This is a genomic window from Streptomyces sp. NPDC002784 (genome assembly GCF_053592135.1).
The window spans coordinates 173,056-194,434 of record NZ_JBSFVD010000013.1 but is presented as its reverse complement, the minus strand read 5'-3'; the positions used below and the strand labels follow the sequence as shown (position 1 = coordinate 194,434).

24 protein-coding genes are annotated in these 21,379 nt (G+C 69.8%); 4 read left to right on the top strand and 20 right to left on the bottom strand.

Features of this window, described 5'->3' with window-relative positions; all coding sequences use genetic code 11:
• Nucleotides 1-40 precede the first annotated feature (40 nt).
• From ACWD1Z_RS22955 to ACWD1Z_RS22945, 3 genes are read left to right on the top strand one after another with little or no spacing between them, the layout of a single operon-like run.
• The gene (locus ACWD1Z_RS22955) at nt 41-1,405 is read left to right on the top strand and encodes an NAD(P)-binding domain-containing protein (protein ID WP_451121310.1); all 1,365 of its coding nucleotides are present in this window, start codon (nt 41-43) and stop codon (nt 1,403-1,405) included.
• Nucleotides 1,406-1,430: 25 nt separating this feature from the next.
• Nucleotides 1,431-1,898: an ArsI/CadI family heavy metal resistance metalloenzyme gene (locus tag ACWD1Z_RS22950; RefSeq protein ID WP_451121309.1), complete on the top strand. Its 468-nt coding sequence runs from the start codon at nt 1,431-1,433 to the stop codon at nt 1,896-1,898.
• Between the two features lie 7 nt (nt 1,899-1,905).
• Complete coding sequence (locus ACWD1Z_RS22945) at nt 1,906-3,144, top strand: MFS transporter (RefSeq protein ID WP_451121307.1); 1,239 nt, start codon at nt 1,906-1,908, stop codon at nt 3,142-3,144.
• A 78-nt stretch (nt 3,145-3,222) separates the two neighbouring features.
• Here ACWD1Z_RS22945 and ACWD1Z_RS22940 read toward each other — a convergent pair whose 3' ends face one another.
• The 20 genes from ACWD1Z_RS22940 to ACWD1Z_RS22845 form a co-directional block, all read right to left on the bottom strand.
• Entirely contained in the window at nt 3,223-3,366 is a 144-nt protein-coding gene (locus tag ACWD1Z_RS22940) for a hypothetical protein (RefSeq protein ID WP_451121306.1), read from the bottom strand.
• 184 nt (nt 3,367-3,550) lie between these two features.
• Entirely contained in the window at nt 3,551-4,315 is a 765-nt protein-coding gene (locus ACWD1Z_RS22935; protein WP_451121304.1) for a 3-deoxy-manno-octulosonate cytidylyltransferase, read from the bottom strand.
• A gap of 34 nt (nt 4,316-4,349) precedes the next feature.
• Nucleotides 4,350-4,901: an NUDIX hydrolase gene (locus ACWD1Z_RS22930; RefSeq protein WP_451121302.1), complete on the bottom strand. Its 552-nt coding sequence runs from the start codon at nt 4,899-4,901 to the stop codon at nt 4,350-4,352.
• A 5-nt stretch (nt 4,902-4,906) separates the two neighbouring features.
• Nucleotides 4,907-6,028, bottom strand: coding sequence for an adenosylhomocysteinase (locus ACWD1Z_RS22925; protein WP_451121300.1), 1,122 nt, complete (start codon nt 6,026-6,028; stop codon nt 4,907-4,909).
• 31 nt (nt 6,029-6,059) lie between these two features.
• The gene (locus ACWD1Z_RS22920; RefSeq protein WP_451121298.1) at nt 6,060-7,058 is read right to left on the bottom strand and encodes an NAD-dependent epimerase/dehydratase family protein; all 999 of its coding nucleotides are present in this window, start codon (nt 7,056-7,058) and stop codon (nt 6,060-6,062) included.
• A gap of 34 nt (nt 7,059-7,092) precedes the next feature.
• The gene (locus tag ACWD1Z_RS22915) at nt 7,093-7,929 is read right to left on the bottom strand and encodes an aminoglycoside phosphotransferase (RefSeq protein ID WP_451121296.1); all 837 of its coding nucleotides are present in this window, start codon (nt 7,927-7,929) and stop codon (nt 7,093-7,095) included.
• On the bottom strand, nt 7,926-8,582 hold the full coding sequence (locus ACWD1Z_RS22910) for a histidine phosphatase family protein (RefSeq protein ID WP_304381333.1): 657 nt from the start codon (nt 8,580-8,582) through the stop codon (nt 7,926-7,928). The genes ACWD1Z_RS22915 and ACWD1Z_RS22910 overlap by 4 nt, the downstream gene beginning before the upstream one ends.
• On the bottom strand, nt 8,579-9,334 hold the full coding sequence (locus tag ACWD1Z_RS22905; protein WP_304381334.1) for a phosphotransferase: 756 nt from the start codon (nt 9,332-9,334) through the stop codon (nt 8,579-8,581). The genes ACWD1Z_RS22910 and ACWD1Z_RS22905 overlap by 4 nt, the downstream gene beginning before the upstream one ends.
• The gene (locus tag ACWD1Z_RS22900; protein ID WP_304381335.1) at nt 9,331-10,176 is read right to left on the bottom strand and encodes a class I SAM-dependent methyltransferase; all 846 of its coding nucleotides are present in this window, start codon (nt 10,174-10,176) and stop codon (nt 9,331-9,333) included. The genes ACWD1Z_RS22905 and ACWD1Z_RS22900 overlap by 4 nt, the downstream gene beginning before the upstream one ends.
• Nucleotides 10,177-10,207: 31 nt before the next feature.
• Nucleotides 10,208-10,720 carry a P-loop NTPase family protein gene (locus tag ACWD1Z_RS22895; RefSeq protein ID WP_329295952.1) on the bottom strand — a complete coding sequence of 171 codons (513 nt, stop codon included), beginning with the start codon at nt 10,718-10,720 and terminating at the stop codon, nt 10,208-10,210.
• Between the two features lie 96 nt (nt 10,721-10,816).
• Nucleotides 10,817-11,869: a glycosyltransferase family protein gene (locus tag ACWD1Z_RS22890; RefSeq protein WP_451121294.1), complete on the bottom strand. Its 1,053-nt coding sequence runs from the start codon at nt 11,867-11,869 to the stop codon at nt 10,817-10,819.
• Nucleotides 11,866-13,584, bottom strand: a complete 1,719-nt coding sequence (locus tag ACWD1Z_RS22885; protein WP_451121292.1) for a carbamoyltransferase family protein — start codon at nt 13,582-13,584, stop codon at nt 11,866-11,868. The genes ACWD1Z_RS22890 and ACWD1Z_RS22885 overlap by 4 nt, the downstream gene beginning before the upstream one ends.
• 8 nt (nt 13,585-13,592) lie before the next feature.
• Nucleotides 13,593-14,543: a thymidylate synthase gene (locus ACWD1Z_RS22880; RefSeq protein WP_451121290.1), complete on the bottom strand. Its 951-nt coding sequence runs from the start codon at nt 14,541-14,543 to the stop codon at nt 13,593-13,595.
• Nucleotides 14,540-16,390, bottom strand: a complete 1,851-nt coding sequence (locus tag ACWD1Z_RS22875) for a hypothetical protein (RefSeq protein WP_451121288.1) — start codon at nt 16,388-16,390, stop codon at nt 14,540-14,542. Before ACWD1Z_RS22875 ends, ACWD1Z_RS22880 begins: the two co-directional genes overlap by 4 nt.
• Nucleotides 16,387-17,091, bottom strand: a complete 705-nt coding sequence (locus ACWD1Z_RS22870) for an HAD family hydrolase (RefSeq protein ID WP_451121287.1) — start codon at nt 17,089-17,091, stop codon at nt 16,387-16,389. The genes ACWD1Z_RS22875 and ACWD1Z_RS22870 overlap by 4 nt, the downstream gene beginning before the upstream one ends.
• Nucleotides 17,092-17,139: 48 nt before the next feature.
• Nucleotides 17,140-17,622, bottom strand: coding sequence for a DUF6082 family protein (locus ACWD1Z_RS22865; protein ID WP_451121285.1), 483 nt, complete (start codon nt 17,620-17,622; stop codon nt 17,140-17,142).
• Between the two features lie 275 nt (nt 17,623-17,897).
• Nucleotides 17,898-18,503 carry a class I SAM-dependent methyltransferase gene (locus ACWD1Z_RS22860; RefSeq protein WP_451121283.1) on the bottom strand — a complete coding sequence of 202 codons (606 nt, stop codon included), beginning with the start codon at nt 18,501-18,503 and terminating at the stop codon, nt 17,898-17,900.
• Nucleotides 18,500-18,754 carry a hypothetical protein gene (locus ACWD1Z_RS22855; protein WP_451121282.1) on the bottom strand — a complete coding sequence of 85 codons (255 nt, stop codon included), beginning with the start codon at nt 18,752-18,754 and terminating at the stop codon, nt 18,500-18,502. Before ACWD1Z_RS22855 ends, ACWD1Z_RS22860 begins: the two co-directional genes overlap by 4 nt.
• A 130-nt stretch (nt 18,755-18,884) precedes the next feature.
• Nucleotides 18,885-19,511, bottom strand: a complete 627-nt coding sequence (locus ACWD1Z_RS22850; protein WP_451121280.1) for a hypothetical protein — start codon at nt 19,509-19,511, stop codon at nt 18,885-18,887.
• Nucleotides 19,469-19,870, bottom strand: a complete 402-nt coding sequence (locus tag ACWD1Z_RS22845; RefSeq protein WP_451121279.1) for an ATP-binding protein — start codon at nt 19,868-19,870, stop codon at nt 19,469-19,471. The genes ACWD1Z_RS22850 and ACWD1Z_RS22845 overlap by 43 nt, the downstream gene beginning before the upstream one ends.
• A gap of 246 nt (nt 19,871-20,116) precedes the next feature.
• Between ACWD1Z_RS22845 and ACWD1Z_RS22840 the strand changes: the two genes are divergently transcribed.
• A complete protein-coding gene (locus ACWD1Z_RS22840) occupies nt 20,117-21,361 on the top strand; it encodes a helix-turn-helix domain-containing protein (protein ID WP_451121277.1) in 1,245 nt (414 codons plus the stop codon).
• Nucleotides 21,362-21,379 lie beyond the last annotated feature (18 nt).

Here is a 21,379-nt window from a genome sequence, read left to right as displayed (position 1 = left end):
GCGCAAGCCATCGACGAATGTCGAAGCAAAGGGGAATCTCGTGAACGCGCCCACCACCGACCAGCTGCCCGTCGTGGTCGTCGGAGCCGGCCCGATCGGCCTGGCCGCCGCCGCCCGCCTCATCGAGCGCGGCCTCGAACCGCTCGTCCTGGAGGCCGGACCGTCCGCCGGCACCGCGGTGCGGGCCTGGTCGCACGTGCGGCTGTTCTCCCCCTGGGCCGAGGTCACCGACCCTGCCGCGGAGAAGCTCCTTGCCCCGACCGGCTGGGTCCGCCCCGACGGTGCCGCCTACCCCACCGGCGGCGACTGGGCCGAGAAGTACCTGCAGCCGCTCGCCGACGTCCTCGGCGACAAGGTCCGCTACGGCGCCACGGTCACCGGCGTCGCCCGCGCGGGCCGTGACCGCATCGTCGACTCCGGCCGTGACGAGCAGCCCTTCACCGTCCACATCCAGTTCGCCGACGGCCGCGAGGAGCTTCTTGCCGCCCGCGCCGTCATCGACGCCTCCGGCACTTGGTCCACCCCCAGCCCGATGGGCGCCGACGGCCTGCCCGCCCTTGGCGAGAAGACGGCCGCCGAGCGCATCTCCTACCACGTCCCGAACCTGGGCGACCCTGCCGTACGCGCCCGGTATGCGGGCAAGCGCACTGCAGTCATCGGCTCCGGGGCCTCCGCCTTCACCGCCCTCGCCTACCTCGCCGATCTCGCCGAGGAGGAGGACGGGACGCACGCGGTGTGGATCCTGCGGCGCGGCATCGGCGCGAACACGTACGGCGGTGGTGAGGCGGACGAGCTGCCCGCGCGTGGAGCGCTGGGCCTGCGTGCCAAGGCGGCCGTCGAGGCCGGCCACGCGAGCGCGGTCACCGGATTTCGTACACAGGCTGTGGAGCAGGAGGGCGATCAGCTCGTCCTAGTCGCGGAGGACGGCCGCCGCCTGGACCCGGTCGACGAGGTCATCGTCCTGACCGGCTTCCGCCCCGACCTGTCCTTCCTCTCCGAACTCCGCCTCGGCCTCGACGAGCGCCTCCAGGCCCCCACCGCGCTCGCCCCGCTGATCGACCCGAACGTCCACTCCTGCGGCACGGTCTACCCGCACGGCGTGAACGAGCTCTCCCACCCGGAGCAGGGCGTCTATCTGGTCGGCATGAAGTCCTACGGCCGCGCGCCCACGTTCCTCGCCATGACCGGTTACGAGCAGGTCCGCTCCATTACCGCGGCGCTCGCCGGGGATCGCGAGGCCGCCGAGCGCGTCGAACTGACCTTGCCGGAGACCGGAGTCTGCGGCGGCGCCGGCCTGTTCGACGACCCCGACGCCGCCCAGAGCAGCGAGGGCGGCTGCTGCGCTGCCCCGGCCACCCTGCAGATCGGCATCGGCGCCCCAGCCACCACCCCCGGCGGCTGCTGAGCCCACCCACCCCAGGAGGTTCGTCATGACATCCCGCGTACAGCTCGCCCTCCGCGTCCCCGACCTCGGCGCATCCGTGGCCTTCTACAGCAAGCTGTTCGGCACCGAGCCCGCCAAACTCCGCGACGGCTACGCCAACTTCGCCATTGCCGAGCCGCCGCTCAAGCTCGTCCTCATCGAAGGCACTGCAGGTGAGGGGACCCGCATGGACCACCTCGGCGTCGAGGTCGAGACGACCGAGGCGGTGCACGCCGCTACCGCCCGCCTGGGCGCGGCCGGGCTAACCACCGACGTGGAGAACGACACCACCTGTTGCTACGCCCTCCAGGACAAGGTCTGGGTCCACGGCCCCGGCCAGGAACCCTGGGAGGTCTACGTCGTCAAGGCCGACGCCAACTCCCTGGCCAAACAACAGGGCAGCCCCTGCTGCGCCGGCCCGGCCGAGGCCGACACAGACTCCAGGGAACCTGCCGTAGCCGGTGGCTGCTGCTGATCCGCCGATGACCGACCTCCACACCAGCGGGGCCGTGACCGGGACGGGGGACCGGTCACGGCCCCGCGCCGCGCTGCCAGCCCTGTGCGCCACCCAGATCACCAGCTGGGGAATCGTCTACTACGCGTTCCCCGTCCTGAACCCCGAGATCACGCAGGCGACAAACTGGTCGGCTGGAGCGACCGCCGCGGCGTTCTCGCTCGGCCTGGTCATCTCCGCGCTCGCCGGTATCCGGGTCGGGAGGATCCTCGACCGGCACGGCCCGCGCGCCGTCATGACAGCAGGATCAGCCCTCGGCGCCGCCAGCCTGCTTGTGGTGGCTACGGCCCCCAACCTGCCCATGTTCATCGCCGGTTGGGCGCTGGCCGGAGTCGCGATGGCCGCCACGTTCTACCAGCCTGCGTTCGCTGCCCTCACCCGCTGGTGGGCCCCGGACCACGTCCGGGCGCTGACGATCGTCACCCTCGCTGGCGGCCTGGCCTCTACCGTCTTCGCGCCGCTGACGGCCCTGCTAGCCGACCACCTGTCCTGGCGGCACACCTACCTCGTGCTGGCCGGGATCCTCACCGCAGTCACCATCCCCGCCCACGCCCTCGCGCTGCGAGCGCCGTGGCCGGACGCCCCATCCAGTCCTGCGCACGCCGCCGCAGGCGCGGCCCCGGTGGTGCGCAGCCGACCGTTCCTGCTGCTTGCTGCGGTCTTCGCCCTGTCGGCCTTCGTGATGTACGCCGTCGTCGTCGCCCTCGTACCGCTCCTCCTGGAACGCGGGTACACCACAAGCCAGGCAGCATGGGCGCTCGGACTCGGCGGCGCCGGACAAACCCTCGGCCGCACCCTGTACGCCACTCTCGCCCGACGCACCGCTGTGGCCACGCGCACGACGACCCTGATCGCCGCCGGCGGCATCACCACCGTCGCCTTCGCCGCCGTACCCGGGCCATACGCCCTGCTCATTGTCGTGTCGCTCGCGGCCGGCATGGTCCGCGGCAACCTCACCCTGCTCCAAGCCACCGCCGTCACCGACCGTTGGGGCGCCACCCACTACGGACGCCTCTCCGGCCTGCTCGCCGCGCCAGCAACCATCGCCGCAGCCCTGGCCCCCTTCGCCGGGGCCATGCTCGCCGCGCCACTCGGCGGATACAGCCACCTCTTCGCGCTCCTCGCCATCATCTCCATGGCCACCGCAGTCACCGCGCCCTGGACCGCTCCTGCTGACGACACTCCGTCCGGAGGGCCACTCCGCTGACAACCCGCGCAGTGTCCGCCCGGGCCTTGCTCGTCTCCCCAGGTGCTGTGCGGGGAGTCGAACGGGATCGGCTGGCCGCTAAGGACTCACAGGAGTGTGGCGTGGGCGAGTGGTGTGGTGGCCGGTGACGGACTCGGGCTCCACCCCGAAGGTGTAACCCCGCTCACGGAGATAGCGCGCGACGCGCCCTTCGGCCACGTCGCCGATCCTGGGTGCTGTCATGCGGGCAGTATGCCCCCAGCCGGGGTCGGGGCGGCCTGAACGCTCGACTTGGCCGAAACGACCACTGGGCGGGGTACGGGCCGAATCGGAACTGTCCTGCGTGTGCGGCCGTCAGTTCCTGCGGCGGAAGGAAGTCGTTCTCACCTCAAGGGCCGACAGGCCGCCCCGTCGTGCCAGCGGTCAATCATGCGTACTGGGCGAGGAGGCTCTCGGCTCGGGCTAGATCCTCAGGGGTGTCCACCGCTACGCCGTGGTCCTCGACAGTGATCATCTGCACGGCGTGGCCGTGTTCGACGAAGCGCAGCATCTCCACTCCTTCGGCGCGCTCCAAGGGCCCTTGCTGGAGCTGGCGGAAGCGTTGGAGAGCTGGGCCGGTGAAGCCGTAGAGGCCCAGTTGGCGGAGGTACTTCGGTCGGTCGCCCTTCGGGTAGGGGATTGGCTGGCGTGAGAACATCAGGGCCTCGCCTTGGGCCGAGACAACGACCTTGACGACGTTGTGGTCCAGGACGGCGCCGACGTCGGCCAGTTCGGTGTACGCGTTCACGGCGAGCGCGCCCGGCGGCAGGTACTCCAGGGCCTCGGAGATGGCGTCGATGGCGGTCGGCGAGATGAACGGCTCGTCGCCCTGGACGTTGATGTACGCCTCGGCCGGCAGGAGCTCGGCGACCTCCGCGACGCGATCGGTGCCGGTGAGGTGCTCTCCGGTGCGGATGCACTCGATGCCCAGCTGGCGGCACGCCGCTTCGATGCGTTCGTCGTCGGTCGCCACGACGGCGCCGTCGAGACGTTTGGCTTCCAGGCACCGCTGGTGGACGTGCCAGAGCAGCGGCTTGTCGCCGAGGCGGGCCAACGGTTTACCGGGAAAGCGCGAAGCGCCCCAACGGCAGGGTATGACGGCGACGTGCCGGCGCGGTGTGGCGTCGGGCGTTAGAGCTGTGGTGGCGGCCACGGCGTCCTCCTGGTGGTCGAGTGGGGGCGGGCCTTCAGGGCAGCAGGGCAAGCTTGGAGCGGACGGTGGGCGAGGCGACGCTCGTGAACGGCCGCCATTCGTAGCCGTCGACCTCCTCTTCCTGGAGGGTCACCGCGTGCTCTGCGCCGAGACGGAAGACCCAGCGGAAGTCCACGTGGTGGTGGGCCGGCTCGTCCTTCGAGGGGTTCGCGTCGATGGTGTGGACGTCGATGTCGAGGGGAACGTCCTCGAAGCCGGAGAGGGGAACGACGGCGCTGGGCGGGATGCCTGCCTCCTCGTGCAGTTCGCGCAGGGCGGCGTCGCGCAGGTGCCGGTCATCCGGTTCGTTGTGGCCGCCGGGCGCCAGCAGTTTCCCGGACGCCTTGTGCACGATGTGCAGCACGTGCCGGGCGCCGTTGATGACGATGGCGCTGCATGTCACGTGGGCGGGGAACGTCTTGCGGTTCGTGGGGTCATCTGCGGCGGCGAGCGCGGCGAACAGCAGGGTGAGGGAGTCGCGTTCGTCCGAGTGGCGGGCGAGGTACGCCTCGGCGACGGAACGGATGTGGTCGACGGAGGGAGGCACTGGGGTCACCTTTCGAAGTGGTGGAGCCAGGTTCTGGCGATGGCGTCGCGGTCGGCCGCCGGCATCTCGTGCAGTCCGGGCTGGAAGCGGGTGTGGCTGAGCGCGGCGGTGGCGGCGAGTATCTCGGCCTGGACGAGATGGATGTACGCGCCGACGGCAGCGCCGTGCACGAAGTTGACGGCACCGCCGTCGGCGAGAACGTAGAAGTAGTGGCCGGTCACCTCGTATCGCGTCAGCTGAGCGCTGACTGGGGTGCGCTGGTAGAGCTCGTCGAGGCTGCCGAGTTCGAGCTCGTCCTCGGATGAGGTCACCGATCCGAGGTAGGCGCCATTGCGCAGGGCGGCGAAGTCGCCCTGCCGCAGGGCGAGGTTGCCGGTGGCGCACAGGACGAGTTCCGCGTCGCTCACGGCCTCGGCGGTGGAGGTGCTGGTGCGGAAGCCGAGGGAGTGCGCCTGAACTCGCTTGACCGGATCGCTGTCGTACACGGTGACGCGCAGGTCCTGGGCGCGCAGGGTCTGGGCGATGGCGCGGCCGATCTTGCCGAAGCCGATGACGCAGGCGTTGCGGCTGGTGAGGATGTCCCCGCGGGCGCGGACGAGGGCTTCGGTGGAGAACACGATCGAGCGGCCGACGAGGTGGTCTTCGCAGTCCTTGAGCGGGGAGCGGGCCACCGAGACGACCGGGCACGGCAGTTTGTCGAGGGCGGCGTACCGCTGGTGTCCGTTCTCGGTGTCCTCGACGATGCCGAGGATGCGGACGGAGAACTTGCCCACGAGAGTGTCGAGGCTTGCCGCGAAGTGGCCGCCGATGTCCACTAGGACGACGTCCCGGCCGCCCGCTGTGTCCTCCAGGTAGTCCAGGGCCTGGGTGTTGTCGGTGAACCGTTCTCGGGTCAGGTCGTGGACGGGGAAGGTACGGCGGACGGCGTCGAGAGTCGGCTGGTGGATCGATCGGGGTTTCGGCAGCACGGCGCCGACCGTGGACACCGCGGTCATGGCCCGCAGGAACGCCGGCCGTTCGGGGAGCAGATGCGTGATGACGAGCGTCGTGATCGCGTCGCCGGCGGGGAACTGCGTCGTGATCTGCCGGAAAAAGGCGTCCAGCCGCGCTCGCGCGGGACTCTCCACTGCGTTTCCTCTCGGGCTCCGGGCCGCGGGGTTACGCGGCTCGGCTGTAGTTCGGGACATGGGAGGCCAGGGCCTGCATGTGGGCGCGCAGCCCGTTGTGGAGGTCGACTCGCGGCTGCCACCCGAGGACTTCTCGGGCACGGCTGGGGTCGGCGCGGGTTAGGAGGACGTCACCGCTGCGCGCGTGGTCCTGCTGGAGCTGGATGTCGCGGCCGGTGAGGCTGGTGGCAATGTTGATCACTTCCAGCAGCGATGCGTTCGACCCGCCGCCCACGTTGATCGCGCCGTGCGCTGTCGGCACGGTCGCGGCGGCGATCGTGGCGGCGACTACGTCATCGATGTAGGTGAAGTCGCGTCGCTGGTGACCGTCTCCGTATAGGCGCAGCGGCTGTCCGGTCAGAGCGGCCTGCAGGGCGCGGTGGGTGAACATGTCGGCGCGCTGGCGGGGGCCGTAGACGGTGAAGTACCGCAGGGCGACGACGCTGGGACCGGCGGGGCGCTCGGCGTAGGCGAGGCAGAGCTGTTCCTCGGCCAGTTTGGTCACGGCGTACGGGGAGGCCGGCTTCGGACGGTCGGCCTCGACACTCGCGCCGCCGTCGGTCGGCCCGTAGACGCTGGAGGAGGACGCAACGACCAGTCGCGGGACGCCGATGCGGGTGCAGGCTTCCAGGACCCGGTGGGTGGCCAGCACGTTAGACGCGAGGTAGTCGCTGAACTGCGGCCCCCAGGACGGCCGTACGCCGGGAATGCCGGCGAGGTGGAAGACCGCTTCTGCGTCGATCAGGAGTGGGTCGATCGCGCAGTTGAGGAGGTCGGCGGTGATGTGGTGGTACCCCGGGATACCGCGCAGGGAGGCGAGGTTGGCGATGGCCGTGGCGTCGGCGGAGGGGTCGTGGCGGTCAACGCCGATGACGGTGGTGCCGGCCTGTACGAGGGCGTGTGCGAGGTGGGAGCCGATGAATCCGGCGGAGCCGGTCACCACAGCCCGGCGCGGGGCGGCGGTGGTCGGGTGCTGCTCGTGCTGCGGCACGGGAATCTCCAGGAAGGTGATCGAAGGGAGGAAGTCAGGTGAGGCGGGACAGGACGGTTCGGCCGTGCGCGCTCAGGGCGAGGTCGTTCTCTTTGTGGCCCTTGACCAGGGCGGTGGTCGCCTCGATGGCGCCGAAGGACTCCAGAAGCCGCCGCTCGGTGTCGGTCAGCGGGCGGCCGTACCCGTCGAGGAAGGCGGTTCGCAGATGGGGCGCGGCCTGCCAGCGGCGGAATTCGAGCCGGGCGAAGTCGCGGACGCGGGCGTCGCGTCGCATGTGCTCGAAGTCGCAGACGCCGAAGGCATCGCCGATCAGCCAGTTGCGCGGCTGGTAGTCGAGGTGGCAGATCGCGCTGTCCATGAGGCTGTTGCCCAGGATGGCCGCGTGGTGCTTCAGCAGGTTCCGCTCGGCCGTGTCGATGAGGCCGACGTGAGCGGCCCGGTCGATCCAGCGCTGGAGGCGTTCGGCGAGCGCGGCGCCGACGGCGCCGCCCTGGGGCATGGCGGTTGCCCGGTGGAGCTTGCCGAGGACGTGGCCGGCCTCATGATGGGCCAGTTCCTCCTCAGGTGAGCCCGGGGCCGCGGTGTCCGCCCGATCGCCTGCGAGCGCGGTCAGCAGAAGGGTGCGGGTGGCGTCGTCACGGCCGACCAGCTTCGGCGCGTGGCCGGTCAGGTGGGTGCCCCAGGTCCGGTAGGCGTGGAGTTCCCTCGCGTATCGGTCGGGCTCAGCGTGCTGTTTGGCGACGAAGTGCTGCCCGTCGTCGGCCACCACGCGCACGACCCGGGGAGGGAGCAGGGGGTCCGGCGCGATCTCGACGGCGCCGAGGAGATCGTGCGCCAGTTGGATCCGGGGGTCGTCCGATGTGGCGATCACGGGGTCGGCTCCGGTGTGAGGAGACTGAGGTGCTCGGTGTCGTTGTGCCGATCGAGCATCCAGCGGGTCTGGCCCAGGCGGTTGCGGTGGTGCTGCCAGCGAGTGATTGAGGCGTGGTTGTGCGTGAAGCCCGCCGGCGAGCCGATCGGGATGTCGAGGAGCAGGGTGTGCGCGGTGATCACCGTCTCTCCGTGGGCGGCGAACACGATGCGCTTCCCCTTGTTCTCCTCGATGAGCTGACTCAGGTTCTTGCTGGCGCGCTTCAGGTACCCGTTCCAGGTGTCGGAGCCAGCGGCCCAGGGAGTGTCGGGGTGCGCATGCGGGCCGCCGTTGGCGGCTGTCTTCACCGCATCCCAAGGTTTGCCGTCGGCATCGCCGTGGACGGGGCCGTCGAGCCGGTCGTCGAAGTGCAGCGGAATCTGGAGCGTCTGGGCGATGATCTCGCCGGTCTGGACGAGGCGAATCCGCGGGCCCGCGTAGACCATGTCGAAGGGCCTCTTCAGGTGCTCGGTGGCCAAGCGGCGCGCGGCCTGTTCGGCCTGGGCGTACCCGAGGTTGGTCAGTCCGGTGCAGGTGCGCGGGCCCCCGACGAGGCCGTCGGCGTTGCACTGGGCCTGGCCGTGCCGTACGAAGACGAGTTCGGTGGTGATCATGGGGTTCCTCGGAGGTGGGAGCGGAGCGGCCAGTGGTAGCCGTTGCGCCCGACGTACGGGGCGGTCAGGACGGCGTGCAGGGCCAGGAAGTCGTCGAGGCGTCCGCGGTTCGTTGCGTCGAGCCGGGAGCCGTAACATCCGGCCGCCGTGTTGTACGCGCAGAGGGCGGCGTTGACGGCTTCGTCCGTGAGTGGTCCGTACGTCAGGTGGAGTGTCGCGATGAGCTTCGCGAGGTCGTATCCCATCGGGGCTAGGGACAGGTCGTCGGTGTCGACGGTGACGATGTCCCCGGGCGCGGTGATGATGAAGTTCCGGGGGTTGCTGTCCTTGTAGAAGGCGAGCGGTCCCTGCGCGGTCTCCTTCAGCAGGCCGAGCATCGCGTACAGGGCCACCTTGTTCGGCAGGTAGCCCTGCTCGTGGCGTCGCCGGAGCGCGATCTCCCGCGGGCCGAGGTAGTCGTCGAACGGCGTTCCGTCGTTGAAGCGGTGCGGAGTGCCCAGCGATGCCGACTGCAGGTCGCTGCGCCATGCGGCACCGTGCGCGCGGCCCAGCAGTTCCGCCATGCGCGGCAGGTCGTCGGGGCGTACGGAGCGGCCCTCGACCCGCTCGAACGCCAGACTGGCCGGTCCGATCTCGTGAAGGGCCGGCTGCCGCAGCGGCTTCGCGTGCTCATTGATCCACCGGTAGTGGCGGACAGCTCCCGCCGCGCGCTCCGGTGTCTCGTAGTGCTTGGTGAACGGTGGGAGGGTCATGTCGGCTCCTCCTTCGCCTGTGCGACGACGAAGGTGATGAGGGACCGAGTGGTCAGCGGCTGGTCCGGAAGGAACTCGTGCAAGGTCGCTGCCAGGGCCCCGGGGTTCCCGTACAGGCCGGGCGCGAGGTCGTACTTGGGGTTGGTGGCGAGGTACTGCGCGAGCTGGTCGTGGCCGTCGAAGGTGAAGGCGTGCTCCTCGTCCAGGGTGGCGATCACCTCGAGCGAGGAGGTGGCTAGAGCGGCGAGGTTGCCGCTGTGCGCGGCGGTGTAGAGGCTCTCGTGCTTCTCGGCCCGCGCATCGAGGCCGGCCGCAGCGACCAGCTGGTCCATCTCCCGGTAGCTGTCGAGTCCCTTTGTGACGAGTACGGCCAGGCCCCCGGGGGCCAGAACTTTCGCGATCTGCGCGATGACGTCGTTCGGCCGCGGCGAGTGGTAGAGGCAGAACGCGGCGACGGCGACATCGCACGACCCGGCGGGCAGCGGGAGGTCGTGGAAGTCCCCTTCGACGAATTCCGCCACCGTGTCGGGCAGTTCCTCGGAGCGGGCGCGGGCCTGGACGAGCAGGGCGGGGGCGGCGTCCAGGCCGATGACGCGCCGGGGCCTCAGCTGCTCGACGATGGCCAGGGTGCTCGTGCCGCGACCGCAGCCGATGTCGAGCACCATGCCGAGGCGGTTCGGATGCGCGTGGTGGGCCTGCACCAAGCTGACGATCGTCTCGGGCACGGGGCGACCGGACGTCTTCGCGCGCATCAGGGCGCTGGTCCGTCCGGCCAGCCGGGAGGCATGCCCGTACAGCTCCTGCTGGCGGGCGGGGTCCAGGAACGGGTTGGGCTCGTTCATGCCGCACCTCCGCTCCGGGGGCGCGGGCCGTTCAGGACTGCTCGGCGGCCACCTTCCGCAGCCAGCGGCGCGTCTGGCGCCGGTTGGCCAGCAGGACCACGTCGGCTCGGCCGGCGGCGTACTCCTCGATCTTCGCCATGACCCGGGGCCGCATCTTGCGGCGGTACGTGGCGACGTACTTGATCACGCCCCAGTGGATGCGGTTGTGTACGCCGTTGCCCTTGTGCCCGGCCCCGTGCCGGATCTGCCGGGAGAAGATCCCATACAGGGCGGCCACGGTCGACACGTCCATCAGGATCACCGTGTCGCAGGCTTCGAGCCGCACCGGCAGCGTCGAGTTGTAGTTGCCGTCGATCACCCACCGCGGCTTCGCGACCAGCTCGCGCTGCACCTCGGTGAATTTGTCCATGGGCAGCGCGTTCCACTCGTCGTCGTAGAACGCGGCGTCCAGGTGCGTCACCGGGGCGTCGAGGATCCTGCCCAGTTCGCGGGCCACGTGGGATTTGCCGCTGCCTCCGCAGCCGACGATGGCGACCTTCTTCATGGTGCTCCAGCGTAGAGAGGTTCGGGTGTGCGGCGGGGCCATCCCCCCGGACACGTTCAGATGATCCAGGCGTCAGAGCCTGTCGATCGGACTCCATCAAGCAGCTCCCCGACCGGTCGCCGTGGTCTGGACGAGCCCGTGCAGTGCGGATTCGAGGGTGTCGACCTGCTTGTTCAGACCGAACAGGCGCAGGCGGTCCACGCACGCCGCGATCAGGTCGGCGTGCTGCTGGGTGCTGGCGATCTCGCGGAGGTAAGACAGCCGCTCGATGACGTCTCGGCCGGAGCGCACGATCAGCTCCTCCGGTACGAACTGGTCCGCGAAGCGGACGTCCGCCGGGACCATAGGCAGGCACCCGGCGAGCACGGCCTCGAAGATGCGCTGCGTCATCTGCCCGACGGCGGCGTATCGCTCGGGCAGCATGAGGACCGTGGCGAGAGACCGGCCATAGACGTCGGCGGCGGCTTCGAAGGGGATTCGGCCGACGAAGTGGACGTCCGGCCAGCGGTCGGTCTTCGTCCACTTCCCGGCGACCAGGTGTTCGACCCGGGCGGCGGCCGGGGCGAAGAAGCGGTCGAAGGGCTCGTCGCGGTCGTACTGGTTGCCCACGTAGCCGAGCGCGAGGTCCCGCGGTCGCGCGGCGAGGGTGGCGGGGTCTGCCTGGGCGATGAGGTGGTCGGCGACGGGGAAGAGGAGGGAGCGCGCGCCCAGGGTCGGCGCGAGGGCGGCCTCGCAGACGAGGGTGTGGGCGGTACGCCGCCACACGCTCTCGGCCCGCAGGGTGCGGTCCTTGTCCCAGATCACGGTGGGCGTCCGGTGCCGCACGGTGTAGTGGTTGATGAGTTGGGCCTGGCGGTGCAGGTCGCAGGTGTGCCCCTCGGTCCCGCAGACCGTGGTGTTGCGGCCGGTGATCGCCCAGCGCCATTCCAGGAACAGGACGTCGATGCCCGGGGTGCCGTCGTCGAAGGTGTACGCGCCGCCGAGGTCGTCGCCGGCTTCGAGGCGGTCGCGGTCGGCCTGCAGGAAGACGATGTCGTGGCCGCGGGCGATGAGGGCGTCGATGAAAGGGCGCCGGTGGCTGCGTCCCCCGTCCGGGGTATCGGTGACGCCGTTGCCGAGGAAGCCCCAAAGGCTGTATCCGATCCTCACTTGGTGATCCACCGCCCTTCGAGGAGCAGGGCGTCGAGTCCGGAGTTGGCCAGGCAGTCCAGCGCCATCTCGGGCGTCCCGCAGATCGGCTTGCCCTTGACGTTGAGGGAGGTGTTGATCAGCACGGGTACGCCGGTACGGCGGCCGAAGGCGGTCAGGACCGCGTGCATGAACGGGTTCTGCGACCTGGTGACGGTCTGCAGGCGGGAGGTGCCGTTGGCGTGCACGATGGCCGGCACGCACTCGCGCGTCTTGTCCGTCACGCCGGAGGCCATGGACATGTACGGTGCCTGCTGGCCGAGCGTGAAGAACTCGCCGGCGCGCTCGGCCAGGACCATGGGGGCGAAGGGCCGGAAGGGTTCGCGGAATTTCACGGTCGCGTTCAAGCGTTCGACGACGCCGGGCTCCAGCGGGGAGGCGAGGATCGACCGGTTGCCAAGGGCGCGCGGCCCGGCTTCGACGGCCCCTTGGAACAGGCCGACGATGGTGCCGTGGGCCAGCTGGTCGGCGAGGAACTCGGCGGTTTCGATGCCCAGGGTTTTCTGGTGAAGGCCGGGCCAGGGCGTGAGGTCGAGGGGCTGGTCCTCGTAGGAGGGGCCGAGGTAGCAGCTGCGGGCGACGCCGGCCAGAGGGCGGGGGCTGCGTCCGTCGACATGTACGGCGAGGGCGGCGCCGATCGCGGTACCGGCGTCACCGGGCGCGGGCGGCACGAAGACCTCGTCGAAGATGCCGGCCTCGATGATCTTCCCGATGCTCACGCAGTTCGTGGCGACACCGCCACCCACGCACAGGCGTGGGGAGCCGGTGAGCACGCGAGCGCGGCGGGCCAGGTGCACCATCACCTGCTCGGTCCGCTCCTGGAGAGCAGCCGCCAGGTCCCGGTGGAGGTCCGTGAGCGGTTCGCTCGGGTGCCGTTCGGGGCAGGTCTCGGCAACGAACTGCCGGGATGTCCTCGGGTATCCCGACGTGAGGGTGCGCGTAGGGAAGTAGCCGGGATTGATGCGGAAGCCCGTAGCCGTCGTGCGGACCGCCTGGGCGAACAGGTGGCGGAAGCGGGCGGGGTCGCCAAGGGCGGCCAGCGCCATGACGGTGCCTTCCTCGTCGCCCCGGCGCCAGCCCAAGTGCTCGGTGACGGCGCCGTAGACGTACCCCAGGGAGGCCGGGTCGTTGATCGCTTCCAGGGTCTGTGTGCGGGGGCGATGTGTGCCGTGGCCGCGGGCGATAGTGGTGGTCTGCCGCTCGCCGAGACTGTCGACCACCAGTACGGCGGCTTCGTCCCAGCCCGAGGCTGCGAAGGCGGTGAGCTGGTGGGCGCGGTGGTGCAGGATCGGCGCGACGCGGGCAGAGGGGAACTGCCGGCCGAGGATGCGCAGGCGCCGTTGGGTGCGCACGGCCACCTTGGCGAACCCGTGCGCTCGGGCCAGGCTTCGCTCGCGTGTCGCCGGGGAGAGCGCCAGGCGCAGGGCGGCGGGCGACTCGGTGAGGTAGCGGGCGGGCTGGAAGTTGTAGGCGACGGCGTCCACTTCGGCGGCGGTCAGTTTGGCCTGGCCGAGCAGCCACTCGATGGCCCGGGAGGGGTAGAGCTGGGTGTGCTTCTGCTCGGAGAGGCGCTCCTCCTCCACGAAGCCGACCAGTTCGCCGTCAATGAGGAGGGCGGCCGACGAGTCGTGGGTGTACGAGCACAGGCCGAGGACGACCGAAGGCGTGCGCTTCATGGCGGCGATCACCTCGCCCCGGCCGTCGCGGCGGGCTTGGTCGAGCGCCGCTTCAGTTCTCCGTACCAGGCGGTGACGGCCTGGCCGAGGGGACCGTCGATCTTGTCGGCCGCCCGCCATGCCTGCTCGCGCTCACCGTCCTTCCACAGCCGGTAGCTGCGCAGCGTCTCGGCCATCGTGTCCCAGCCGGGGTGGCCGGTCACGTCGCGGGCCTCGACTTGGTCGAGCAGGGCGTCGAAGCGCGTCCACGGTGTTCGCAGCTCGGGCATGAGCGGGCTCGCCGTGAGTGAGGTCAGCAGCTCGGCCTGCTCGACGTGCTCGTCGTAGATGTGCAGCGAGCCGACATGCAGGTGGAATTCGCCCAGCTCCGCGTCGAGCCACCCGGCGACCAGCTCGTGCAGCACGGTGTAGAAGAACACGTCGTACGGCATGCCGATCCACACGTCCTGGCCGCGCATCATTGTCGCCATGTGCAGGCGGCCGTCGCGCAGATGGAAGCGGAAGCCGAGGGTGCAGGGCACGTCCTTGTGCCCTGCGGCGTCCTGGGCCGGGTCGTAGAGGTGGATCAGGGCCCGCCGGGAGTCGGGGTCCTCCTTGAGGATCTCCACGACACGGGCCAGCTGGTCCACCTTGCCGCCCCAGTTCCGCATCCTGGGCCCGTACGCGCCGAGCAGTACGCCGTCGTCGGCGTACTGCCGCAGCCGGGCGTTGTAGTCGAAGATCCACGGGTCGTCGGAGCCGGAGAGGTGCCAGACGGTCTCGGCGACCGCGAAGGCCGGGTTCACGATCCGGGCCGGGGGAGCGTAGAGCAGGCGGGCGCGCGGCTGGGTGAGCAGCAGGTGGACATCGCGGACTTCCCGGGTGGCCATGCCCCGGGGGCTGACCTGCTCGCCGGACTTGGCCAGCGTGATGGCGCCGGAGAACAGCTCGGCCATGCTGTAGGCGGTGAGGTGTGTCATCGGACAGTTGCTCCTTGGCCCAGGGGCGACGCAGAGGCGCCCGGGGCATCGTGGTGGACGTATTCGGATGAGCTGGTGGCGGATTCGGCGCGGTGGGTGATGAGGCGAGCGACCTGTGCCGCGCTGTCGCCGCGCCACCGGCACACCGCGTCCATGGCCGTCTGCGGGATGGGCGTGTGCGGTTCACGCAGTGCGCAAAGCGCTTCTGCGACGCCACCGGCGTCGTGGCACCGGGTCGCGAGGCCGTGGCCGGTCAGGTCCAGCGTGCGTTCGCCCGGCGGGCCGATTTCGAGGACCGGGACGCCGAGCAGCGCGGCCTCGATCCCGCACGTCGAGTACGCACTCGCCAGGGCGTCGGCCCCGGCGAGGCAGCCCCGCGCGCCGACCCGCGGGTCGGCCACGGCCACGAGCGGCCCTCCGTCCTGCTTCAGCAACGTGGCGAAGGCATCGGCGCCCTGCGCCGGGTGCGGAGCGATGACGAGACCCCAGTCGCCGTCCGCCGCACTCAGGCCGTCCAGGAGGAGATCCGCCTGGGTCTTGAGGTGACTGGGGCTGAACGGCTGGCAGGCCCACACCGCGATCCGGGCAGGGGCGCGGCGGTTGCCCGGAGCCAGCACCTTCTCCAGGTACCGTCGCTGTGCCTCACGGCCGAGGGCGGCCAGCGCGTCGAAGCGAGGCTGTCCCAACACGTGCACCTCGCCCGCGGGGTGGCGGACCCACGCTCGGGCCAGGGGGAGGTCCCGTTCGCCCATGACGACGATGTCGCGGCTGTGAAGTGCCGGCCAGGCGACCGACTCTGCCGTCCATGCTCCGTGCTGGACGTGGACCGTGTTCGCGCCGTGACGCTCGGCCGCGTGCGCGGCCAGTGCGCCCAGCGGGCTGGTGTCGTTGCTCAGGAGGACGGTGTGCGGCCGGGTCGCGGACAGGACACCGTCGAGCCAGCTCTCTGCTCGGAGGAGTGTCCGCCATGACGGCTGAGTGCACCCGCCGCTGGTTTCGAGGAGTACGGACAAGAGCCGTACAAGACGCGCGAGTTGAAGGCTATATCCCTTGACGCGAACGATGTGCTCGTCGTCGGGCAGATACAGGCCCTCGGCAGTGCCGGAGAGGGTGAAGAGGTCGCTCGGCGCCGAGCGCAGGTCGATGCCCGACGCCGCCGACGCGGAGCACCGCTCCGCAGGATCGGTGGCGAGGTCGAGCAGTAGGTTCGTCCGTCCATCGCGCTCCAGTTCGGCGAGAACCGGCATCAGGGTGGCCGCATGCCGAGAGGTCCACGACAGCGCCACGACGTCCGCCTGCTGCAGGTCCGCAGGGAGCGGGCTCGGCTCCGTGTTCGCCGTGCTGGAACGGGAGCGGTTGCGTAACTGGGCGGAGCGGGTCGGGTTGTGCGGAGCCGCTGCCCCGAGCAGGTACGCGATACCGGACCAGGTGACGGTGTAGGCCAGGTACTCCCGTGAGCTGCTCGTACGGAGTCCGACTAGCCCCTCGTACGGGGCCAGAGCCAGGGGCCCCGGAGCCGACGCGAACGGTTCCCAGGCGTTCAGGGCCAGGAACTTCCGCACGATCTCGGCCACGAAGCGCCGAACGGGAACGTGCTGGACGTGAAGCCAGCCAGCTCCGCCCGGTGTGGAGGCTAGCGAGGCGCCGTAGCGTTCCAGGGAGTCCATGACGCTCTCGACGAGAGCGGGCAGCTCCTGCCGGTCGACGGGGATGGCCTCCAGATCCCCGGTCCGGATGTGGTCGGTCTTCACGTGGTCCAGGGCGCCGCTACCGACGAGAGCCCACCTGGGCTTGCCGGCGAAGCTGGAGCGGACCAAGCCCAGGCCACCGGTCGCACGGAGGCTCACGACAGGCTCCCCTCAATGAACGGCTCGGGGGAGAGCAGGAGTTGCAGCAACTCCTTGGGTGATCCGGCGACCTCGGGTGCGGGAGAGGTGGGCTGCCCGTATCCCCACTCGGCATGGACGTAGGCGACACCAGCGCGGGCGGCCGATTCTTGGTCGACCGCCATGTCCCCCACGTACACGGCTGCGGCGGGATCGACTCCGAGATCGACCAGGGCGAGGAGGATCGGGTCGGGGGCCGGCTTCGCCCGGCCCGCCCCCGCGGGGGTACGGATGGTCGCGAAGGGGCATCCGAGGTGCGAGAGGAGCGGGGCGGCGCGGTCGACGTGCTTCGACGTCACCACACCCAGCCGCCAGTCGGCGGCCACGAAGGCGTGGAGCACCTCGACAACGCCGGTGAATTCCTGCGCGAGGTGGGCGGCGACGACGGCTTGCGTTTCGTACGTCCGGCGGACTGCCTCGATGTCGGTCACGCCCAGCCGCTGCATGATGTCGCCGAATTCGCGCCCCAGGTGACGCTCGTAGTCGTGAAACGGAAGGGTGATGCCGTGAACCTCTTGGACCTTCCGCCACGCCTCCTGCATCACCGGACGGGTGTCGAGCAGGACGCCGTCGAGGTCGAGAAGAAGTGCACGCTGCGTGCTATCGCCGGCTGTGATGACGGGCGTAGGCGGAGCCGGTGGTATCGGAGCGGGAAGGGTCATGGTCGTCCTCCTCATCGGGGGTGGCTGTCGGCAGCAGGGCGCCGCGACTCAGAGGGCCGAGACCGGTTCGAGTTCGCACTCGGGGTACTGGTTGGGCCCGCCGGCCTCCTCGAACGCCACATTGAGCAGCGCAACATGCATGCGGTCGCGCCGGCCTCTGGATTGCAGCGCACGTCCGTGGCGGGACAGGGCCCACGCCTTGAGGGCCGTGGGGTCCTTCATGAAGTTCTTCGCGTTCTGCCGCAGCACGGCCGGTGTGAAGACCCCGAGGTTGAGACCGGTGCGCCAGAACTCGAGCCACCACTGGCACATCAGCAGGGGGCCCGATTCACTCTCCTTGACGTAATCGGGGTGGTTTCGTACCCATATCGGGTCCAAGTCCGGATGTGTCGTCGCGACTTCGAGCATGCGGCCGTGGGCCTTGTGCATCGCCAGCTCCAGGAGCTGCCGGTGCTGGAGGTGCCGCTGGGCGGTGTGCACCGCGGACGCGACGGCAACGGTGGCGGCCAGAGCGAGAACGGGACGGTTCATCTGCAACCTAATTTGCTCGCGGGTGGGTGGGGATGACGCGGGGCGACTCGCACTCCTCTGACGGACCACGTGGGCGACGGCTGCGGGGGAGGCGGGTGAGCACACGTCGGATGCGACTGGATCGAGGAAACCGCTGTCAGGCACCGTGACGGGACGATGAAAACGGATCACCCACGGTTCACTCATCCACTCAACCGGCGGCAGCTTCTCTCTCACCGGCTCGACTTGAGGTAAGGAAATGCCGGGCTGACGAGTGGACGCTGGTGCCGACGAAGTCACAAGGTCCGGTGGCGCGGGTCGGACAGGAACAGCGCGGTGTGTCTGCCGAGCCAGCAGCGTCCCTGTTGCGCCCAGCCGTTCTGGAGGTCCTGCACTTGTTCCTCGGTGAAGCCGCGCTGGCAGGGCCTCTCGTCCGGTTCGCCCCGGCGCTCGGACCAGACACGGACAAGGACGTACAACTGCCCGCCAGGGCGCAACCAACGACGAGCGTCGACCATGAAACGGGGGTGGTCGATGAACGGCAGGATGTTGCGGCAAACGATGAGGTCGAGTGAGCCGGGCTGCAGCCGAGGCGGGATTGCCCCCGCGTCGAAATCGTGCACGCCGTAGCGCAGCCGACCGTTAGCGCCTTGCCGATGCGCGGTCCGGATCGCGATCGGCGAGAAGTCCAGGCCCAGCACGTCGTAGCCCCAACGGGAGAGCTGTCGGCTGAAGCTACCGATGCCACAGCCGACGTCGAGAACGGATGCCCCGGCGTGCGGGTTGACGTGCTGGAGAAAGCGGTCGACCTCGGCGTCGGTCACGAGGCGGTCTATGGCCCGACCCTCGCTGTACCAGGCATCCCACTGGTCTGGACTGAGGCGATGCAACAGCGACTTCATGCTGTGTCCTGCGGGTCATCAGTCGAAGCCGAGGCCGCCCCGCTCCCCGAAGTCGGCAGGCGGGAGAGCCGGTGGAAGCGGGAGAGGTTGAAGCCGCCACCCTGCACCTCGCCGGCGGGGACAGCGAAGAGATCGAGTCCAGCCTCGCTGGGCGGTTCCGGGGCGGCCTCCTGGATGGCGAGGAGAGCCTCGCCCTGCTCGCGGTGCGGCAGGAGCCGCGGCGCCCGGTCGGTGTGTCCCTCGAATGTCATGGTGGGCCCCTGGTCAGGTGAAGTTGAAGGTGACGGCGAGCACGGCGAACACGGTGGCGACGAGGAGGACCTGGGCGCTGATCTGCCTCCAGCCCCAGCCCTTCTTGTCCATCCAGCGCAGCGGACGCCTTCAAGTCGGCGCAGTAGGCTCCTCGGGGATCACGAGGTGTACGAACGCCTGGTACCGCTCGCCCAGATGCTTGATCACGGCGTGGTACTCGTCGTCGCTGGAGCTGATGTTGTGCCGGTCGAGAACGATCACGCCGTCCGCGAATTCGCCTTGGACCAGTCGTTCGACTTCCCGCCAACCGGGGCGCTGCCAGGGGGGCGTGTAGATGCTCCGGCCCGTGCGCGAGCCGGGGAAGTACGTCGTGGACACGGGGACGGCAACATCGTGGAGCCTCGCTCCTATCGCGTAGCCGTGCTGCTCGGCCTCGGCCTGGAGGGTGTGCCAATCCTCGTCGGGACTGGCTCCCGGACTCAGCACCAAGCTGTACGCCAGGACGCAAAGCTGTCGGTCGCCGCTTTGGCGTTCGTGCTTTCCGACAGCCTCGCGATGGAAGTGCTGACGGAGCTTACGGAGCTGCCCATTGCGGGACTGGCGCTCCAACGGGTCGGGACTGCTGTGACGCCACCGGATCCGATCGTTGCCGCCATCCGGCCAGCCGCCGGACGACTGCGCCTCCCGACCCTGATCACGGTCGGCCACGGGGCTCAACACGTCGGATCGAAGGTTGGTTGCGTCGTGCGGCGACATGGGGGTGCTTCCGTAAGAGTGGGGATGACCGCATATGTAGTCCGGCCGCTGCCGGCCACGCCCCACCGGTGTGACAGGCGTGCTACTAGGAGCAGCCCTCGTCCGCCCAGGTCGTTGGCGCCGGCGCGTCGTCGCTTGGCCGGGGTGGTGCTCCCGTCGGTGACCTCGATCCGGAGCTGGTGGTTGCCGTACCGCACCCGCAGCCCCACAGCCCCAGAGCCGTGACTGATCGCGTTGGTCACCAACTCTGAGACGACAAGCTGGGCGTCTCCTGCCGGGGCGTCCGGCAGGGCCCACTGCCTCAGCACGGCCGCTGTGGTGCCTCGTGCTTGAGCGACGTGGCTACTCGCCGGTGCCATGACCATCTCGAAGACACGGGATGCCGGCGGAGACGCGGTCGGCGCGCTGCTGGCGGCGGTGGGCCCGCCGTCAGTCATCCCAGGTTGGGAAGGCGTTGCTGCCCGGTGCGTGGTCATGTGCCCATCGCACCGTGGTGTCGCGATCCGGAACAGGGGAAACCTGAGGGGGAAAACTTTGTCAAGGGGGGAAAACGAGGGGGGAGTTGGGGTCAGGATTGGATTCCCCCACCGATTGAGGTCACACTCATGGCAGTAGATCCGTTCGCCGAACTACTCCGTCAGCTGCGCCGCAACGCGGACCGATCGCAGGATGAGCAGGCGGATGCGATCAACGCAGCCTCGGGCCGGGCGACGGTGACCCGCCGAGAGGTCAGTCGGTACGAGAATGGTGAGAACGTCCCTACGAACCACACACTTGGGCACATCGCTGTGGCCTGCGGCGTCCCGCTGGAGCCGCTCCTCCGGGAGGCAAAGGCCGCCCGAGTCAGGCGGAGGAAGAAGGACGACGCTGAAGGGGAGGACCTGGACGACGTGAAGCGCCGAACGCTGCTGGGAGGCGCCGTCGTCGGCGCAGCTGCCGCTGCCGAGCCTTGGGGCCGACTCGCCTACGCGCTCAGCAAGGGAGCCAGGATCGACCCCGAGTCCGCGTCGGTGCTCATCGATCACGCGGCCGAGTTGCATGTGGACGAGCTGAGTGAAAGCGCACGCAGTTTGCAGAACCGGGTCGAGTCTCACCTCGACGCGATCACGGCGGCCCTTCCTCGTGCTGGCGGCCACGAGCGAGCGCTGACCATCGCGGCGGGGGAAACCGCGGCCCTTGCCGGATGGGTCGCCTGGGACCTGGGGGAACACGATAAGGCTGTTGCCTATTACCGGGTGACCTCGGAGTGCGCGAAGGAGGCCGGGCACCCGCCCTTGCGCGCCCTGGCGCTTGGCTACGCGAGCTACGGTGCCGCTACCCCGGGCAAGGCGCTGGAGATGCTGTCACAGGCGGCTCAGGATGTGCGGGGGCATGGCAACGCGACCGCTGCGGCGTGGGCATTGGGACGGTACGCGGAGGAAGCGGCTCAATCAGCTGACGAAGCCGGCGCTCTCCGGGCCCTGGAGCAGGCGAGATTCGCGTATGACTTCGCGAATCACACGAGCGAGCAGGCGTGGGTCCGCTTCGTGACGCCGTACCGGATGGACTCACTGGCGCTGTCGGTATACGGCGAACTCAAGCGCCAAGAACTGACGGTCACAGCCGACTCCGCGGTCGAGCGCCTCGGTAAGGAACTGCCTGACTCTGGAGTAGTGGTCCTCGGGGACCTGGCGTCGGCGCTTCTGCGCGGCGGCGACGTAGACCGTGGGGCCTACGTCGCGCGCCAGTTCGCCGCAGCTGCGGAGTCAAAGCCGAACACCATGGGACGTCAGCGGGCGCAGAGCATCGCTGCCTGGCTCCCCGACACGGAGCGCGACCTGGCCGGCCACTTGCTGGCGTTCGCGTCGTGAGCCATCCCGGCGAGCAGG

Bases quoted from the DNA above. Each gene is read 5' to 3' on its own strand.
- ACWD1Z_RS22950 (WP_451121309.1), top strand. From the start codon at position 1,431: ATGACATCCCGCGTACAGCTCGCCCTCCGCGTCCCCGACCTCGGCGCA.
- ACWD1Z_RS22945 (WP_451121307.1), top strand. From the start codon at position 1,906: ATGACCGACCTCCACACCAGCGGGGCCGTGACCGGGACGGGGGACCGG.
- ACWD1Z_RS22940 (WP_451121306.1), bottom strand. From the start codon at position 3,366: ATGACAGCACCCAGGATCGGCGACGTGGCCGAAGGGCGCGTCGCGCGC.
- ACWD1Z_RS22910 (WP_304381333.1), bottom strand. From the start codon at position 8,582: ATGATCACCACCGAACTCGTCTTCGTACGGCACGGCCAGGCCCAGTGC.
- ACWD1Z_RS22905 (WP_304381334.1), bottom strand. From the start codon at position 9,334: ATGACCCTCCCACCGTTCACCAAGCACTACGAGACACCGGAGCGCGCG.
- ACWD1Z_RS22900 (WP_304381335.1), bottom strand. From the start codon at position 10,176: ATGAACGAGCCCAACCCGTTCCTGGACCCCGCCCGCCAGCAGGAGCTG.
- ACWD1Z_RS22895 (WP_329295952.1), bottom strand. From the start codon at position 10,720: ATGAAGAAGGTCGCCATCGTCGGCTGCGGAGGCAGCGGCAAATCCCAC.
- ACWD1Z_RS22885 (WP_451121292.1), bottom strand. From the start codon at position 13,584: ATGAAGCGCACGCCTTCGGTCGTCCTCGGCCTGTGCTCGTACACCCAC.
- ACWD1Z_RS22880 (WP_451121290.1), bottom strand. From the start codon at position 14,543: ATGACACACCTCACCGCCTACAGCATGGCCGAGCTGTTCTCCGGCGCC.
- ACWD1Z_RS22870 (WP_451121287.1), bottom strand. From the start codon at position 17,091: ATGACCCTTCCCGCTCCGATACCACCGGCTCCGCCTACGCCCGTCATC.
- ACWD1Z_RS22865 (WP_451121285.1), bottom strand. From the start codon at position 17,622: ATGAACCGTCCCGTTCTCGCTCTGGCCGCCACCGTTGCCGTCGCGTCC.
- ACWD1Z_RS22860 (WP_451121283.1), bottom strand. From the start codon at position 18,503: ATGAAGTCGCTGTTGCATCGCCTCAGTCCAGACCAGTGGGATGCCTGG.
- ACWD1Z_RS22855 (WP_451121282.1), bottom strand. From the start codon at position 18,754: ATGACATTCGAGGGACACACCGACCGGGCGCCGCGGCTCCTGCCGCAC.
- ACWD1Z_RS22850 (WP_451121280.1), bottom strand. From the start codon at position 19,511: ATGTCGCCGCACGACGCAACCAACCTTCGATCCGACGTGTTGAGCCCC.
- ACWD1Z_RS22845 (WP_451121279.1), bottom strand. From the start codon at position 19,870: ATGGCACCGGCGAGTAGCCACGTCGCTCAAGCACGAGGCACCACAGCG.
- ACWD1Z_RS22840 (WP_451121277.1), top strand. From the start codon at position 20,117: ATGGCAGTAGATCCGTTCGCCGAACTACTCCGTCAGCTGCGCCGCAAC.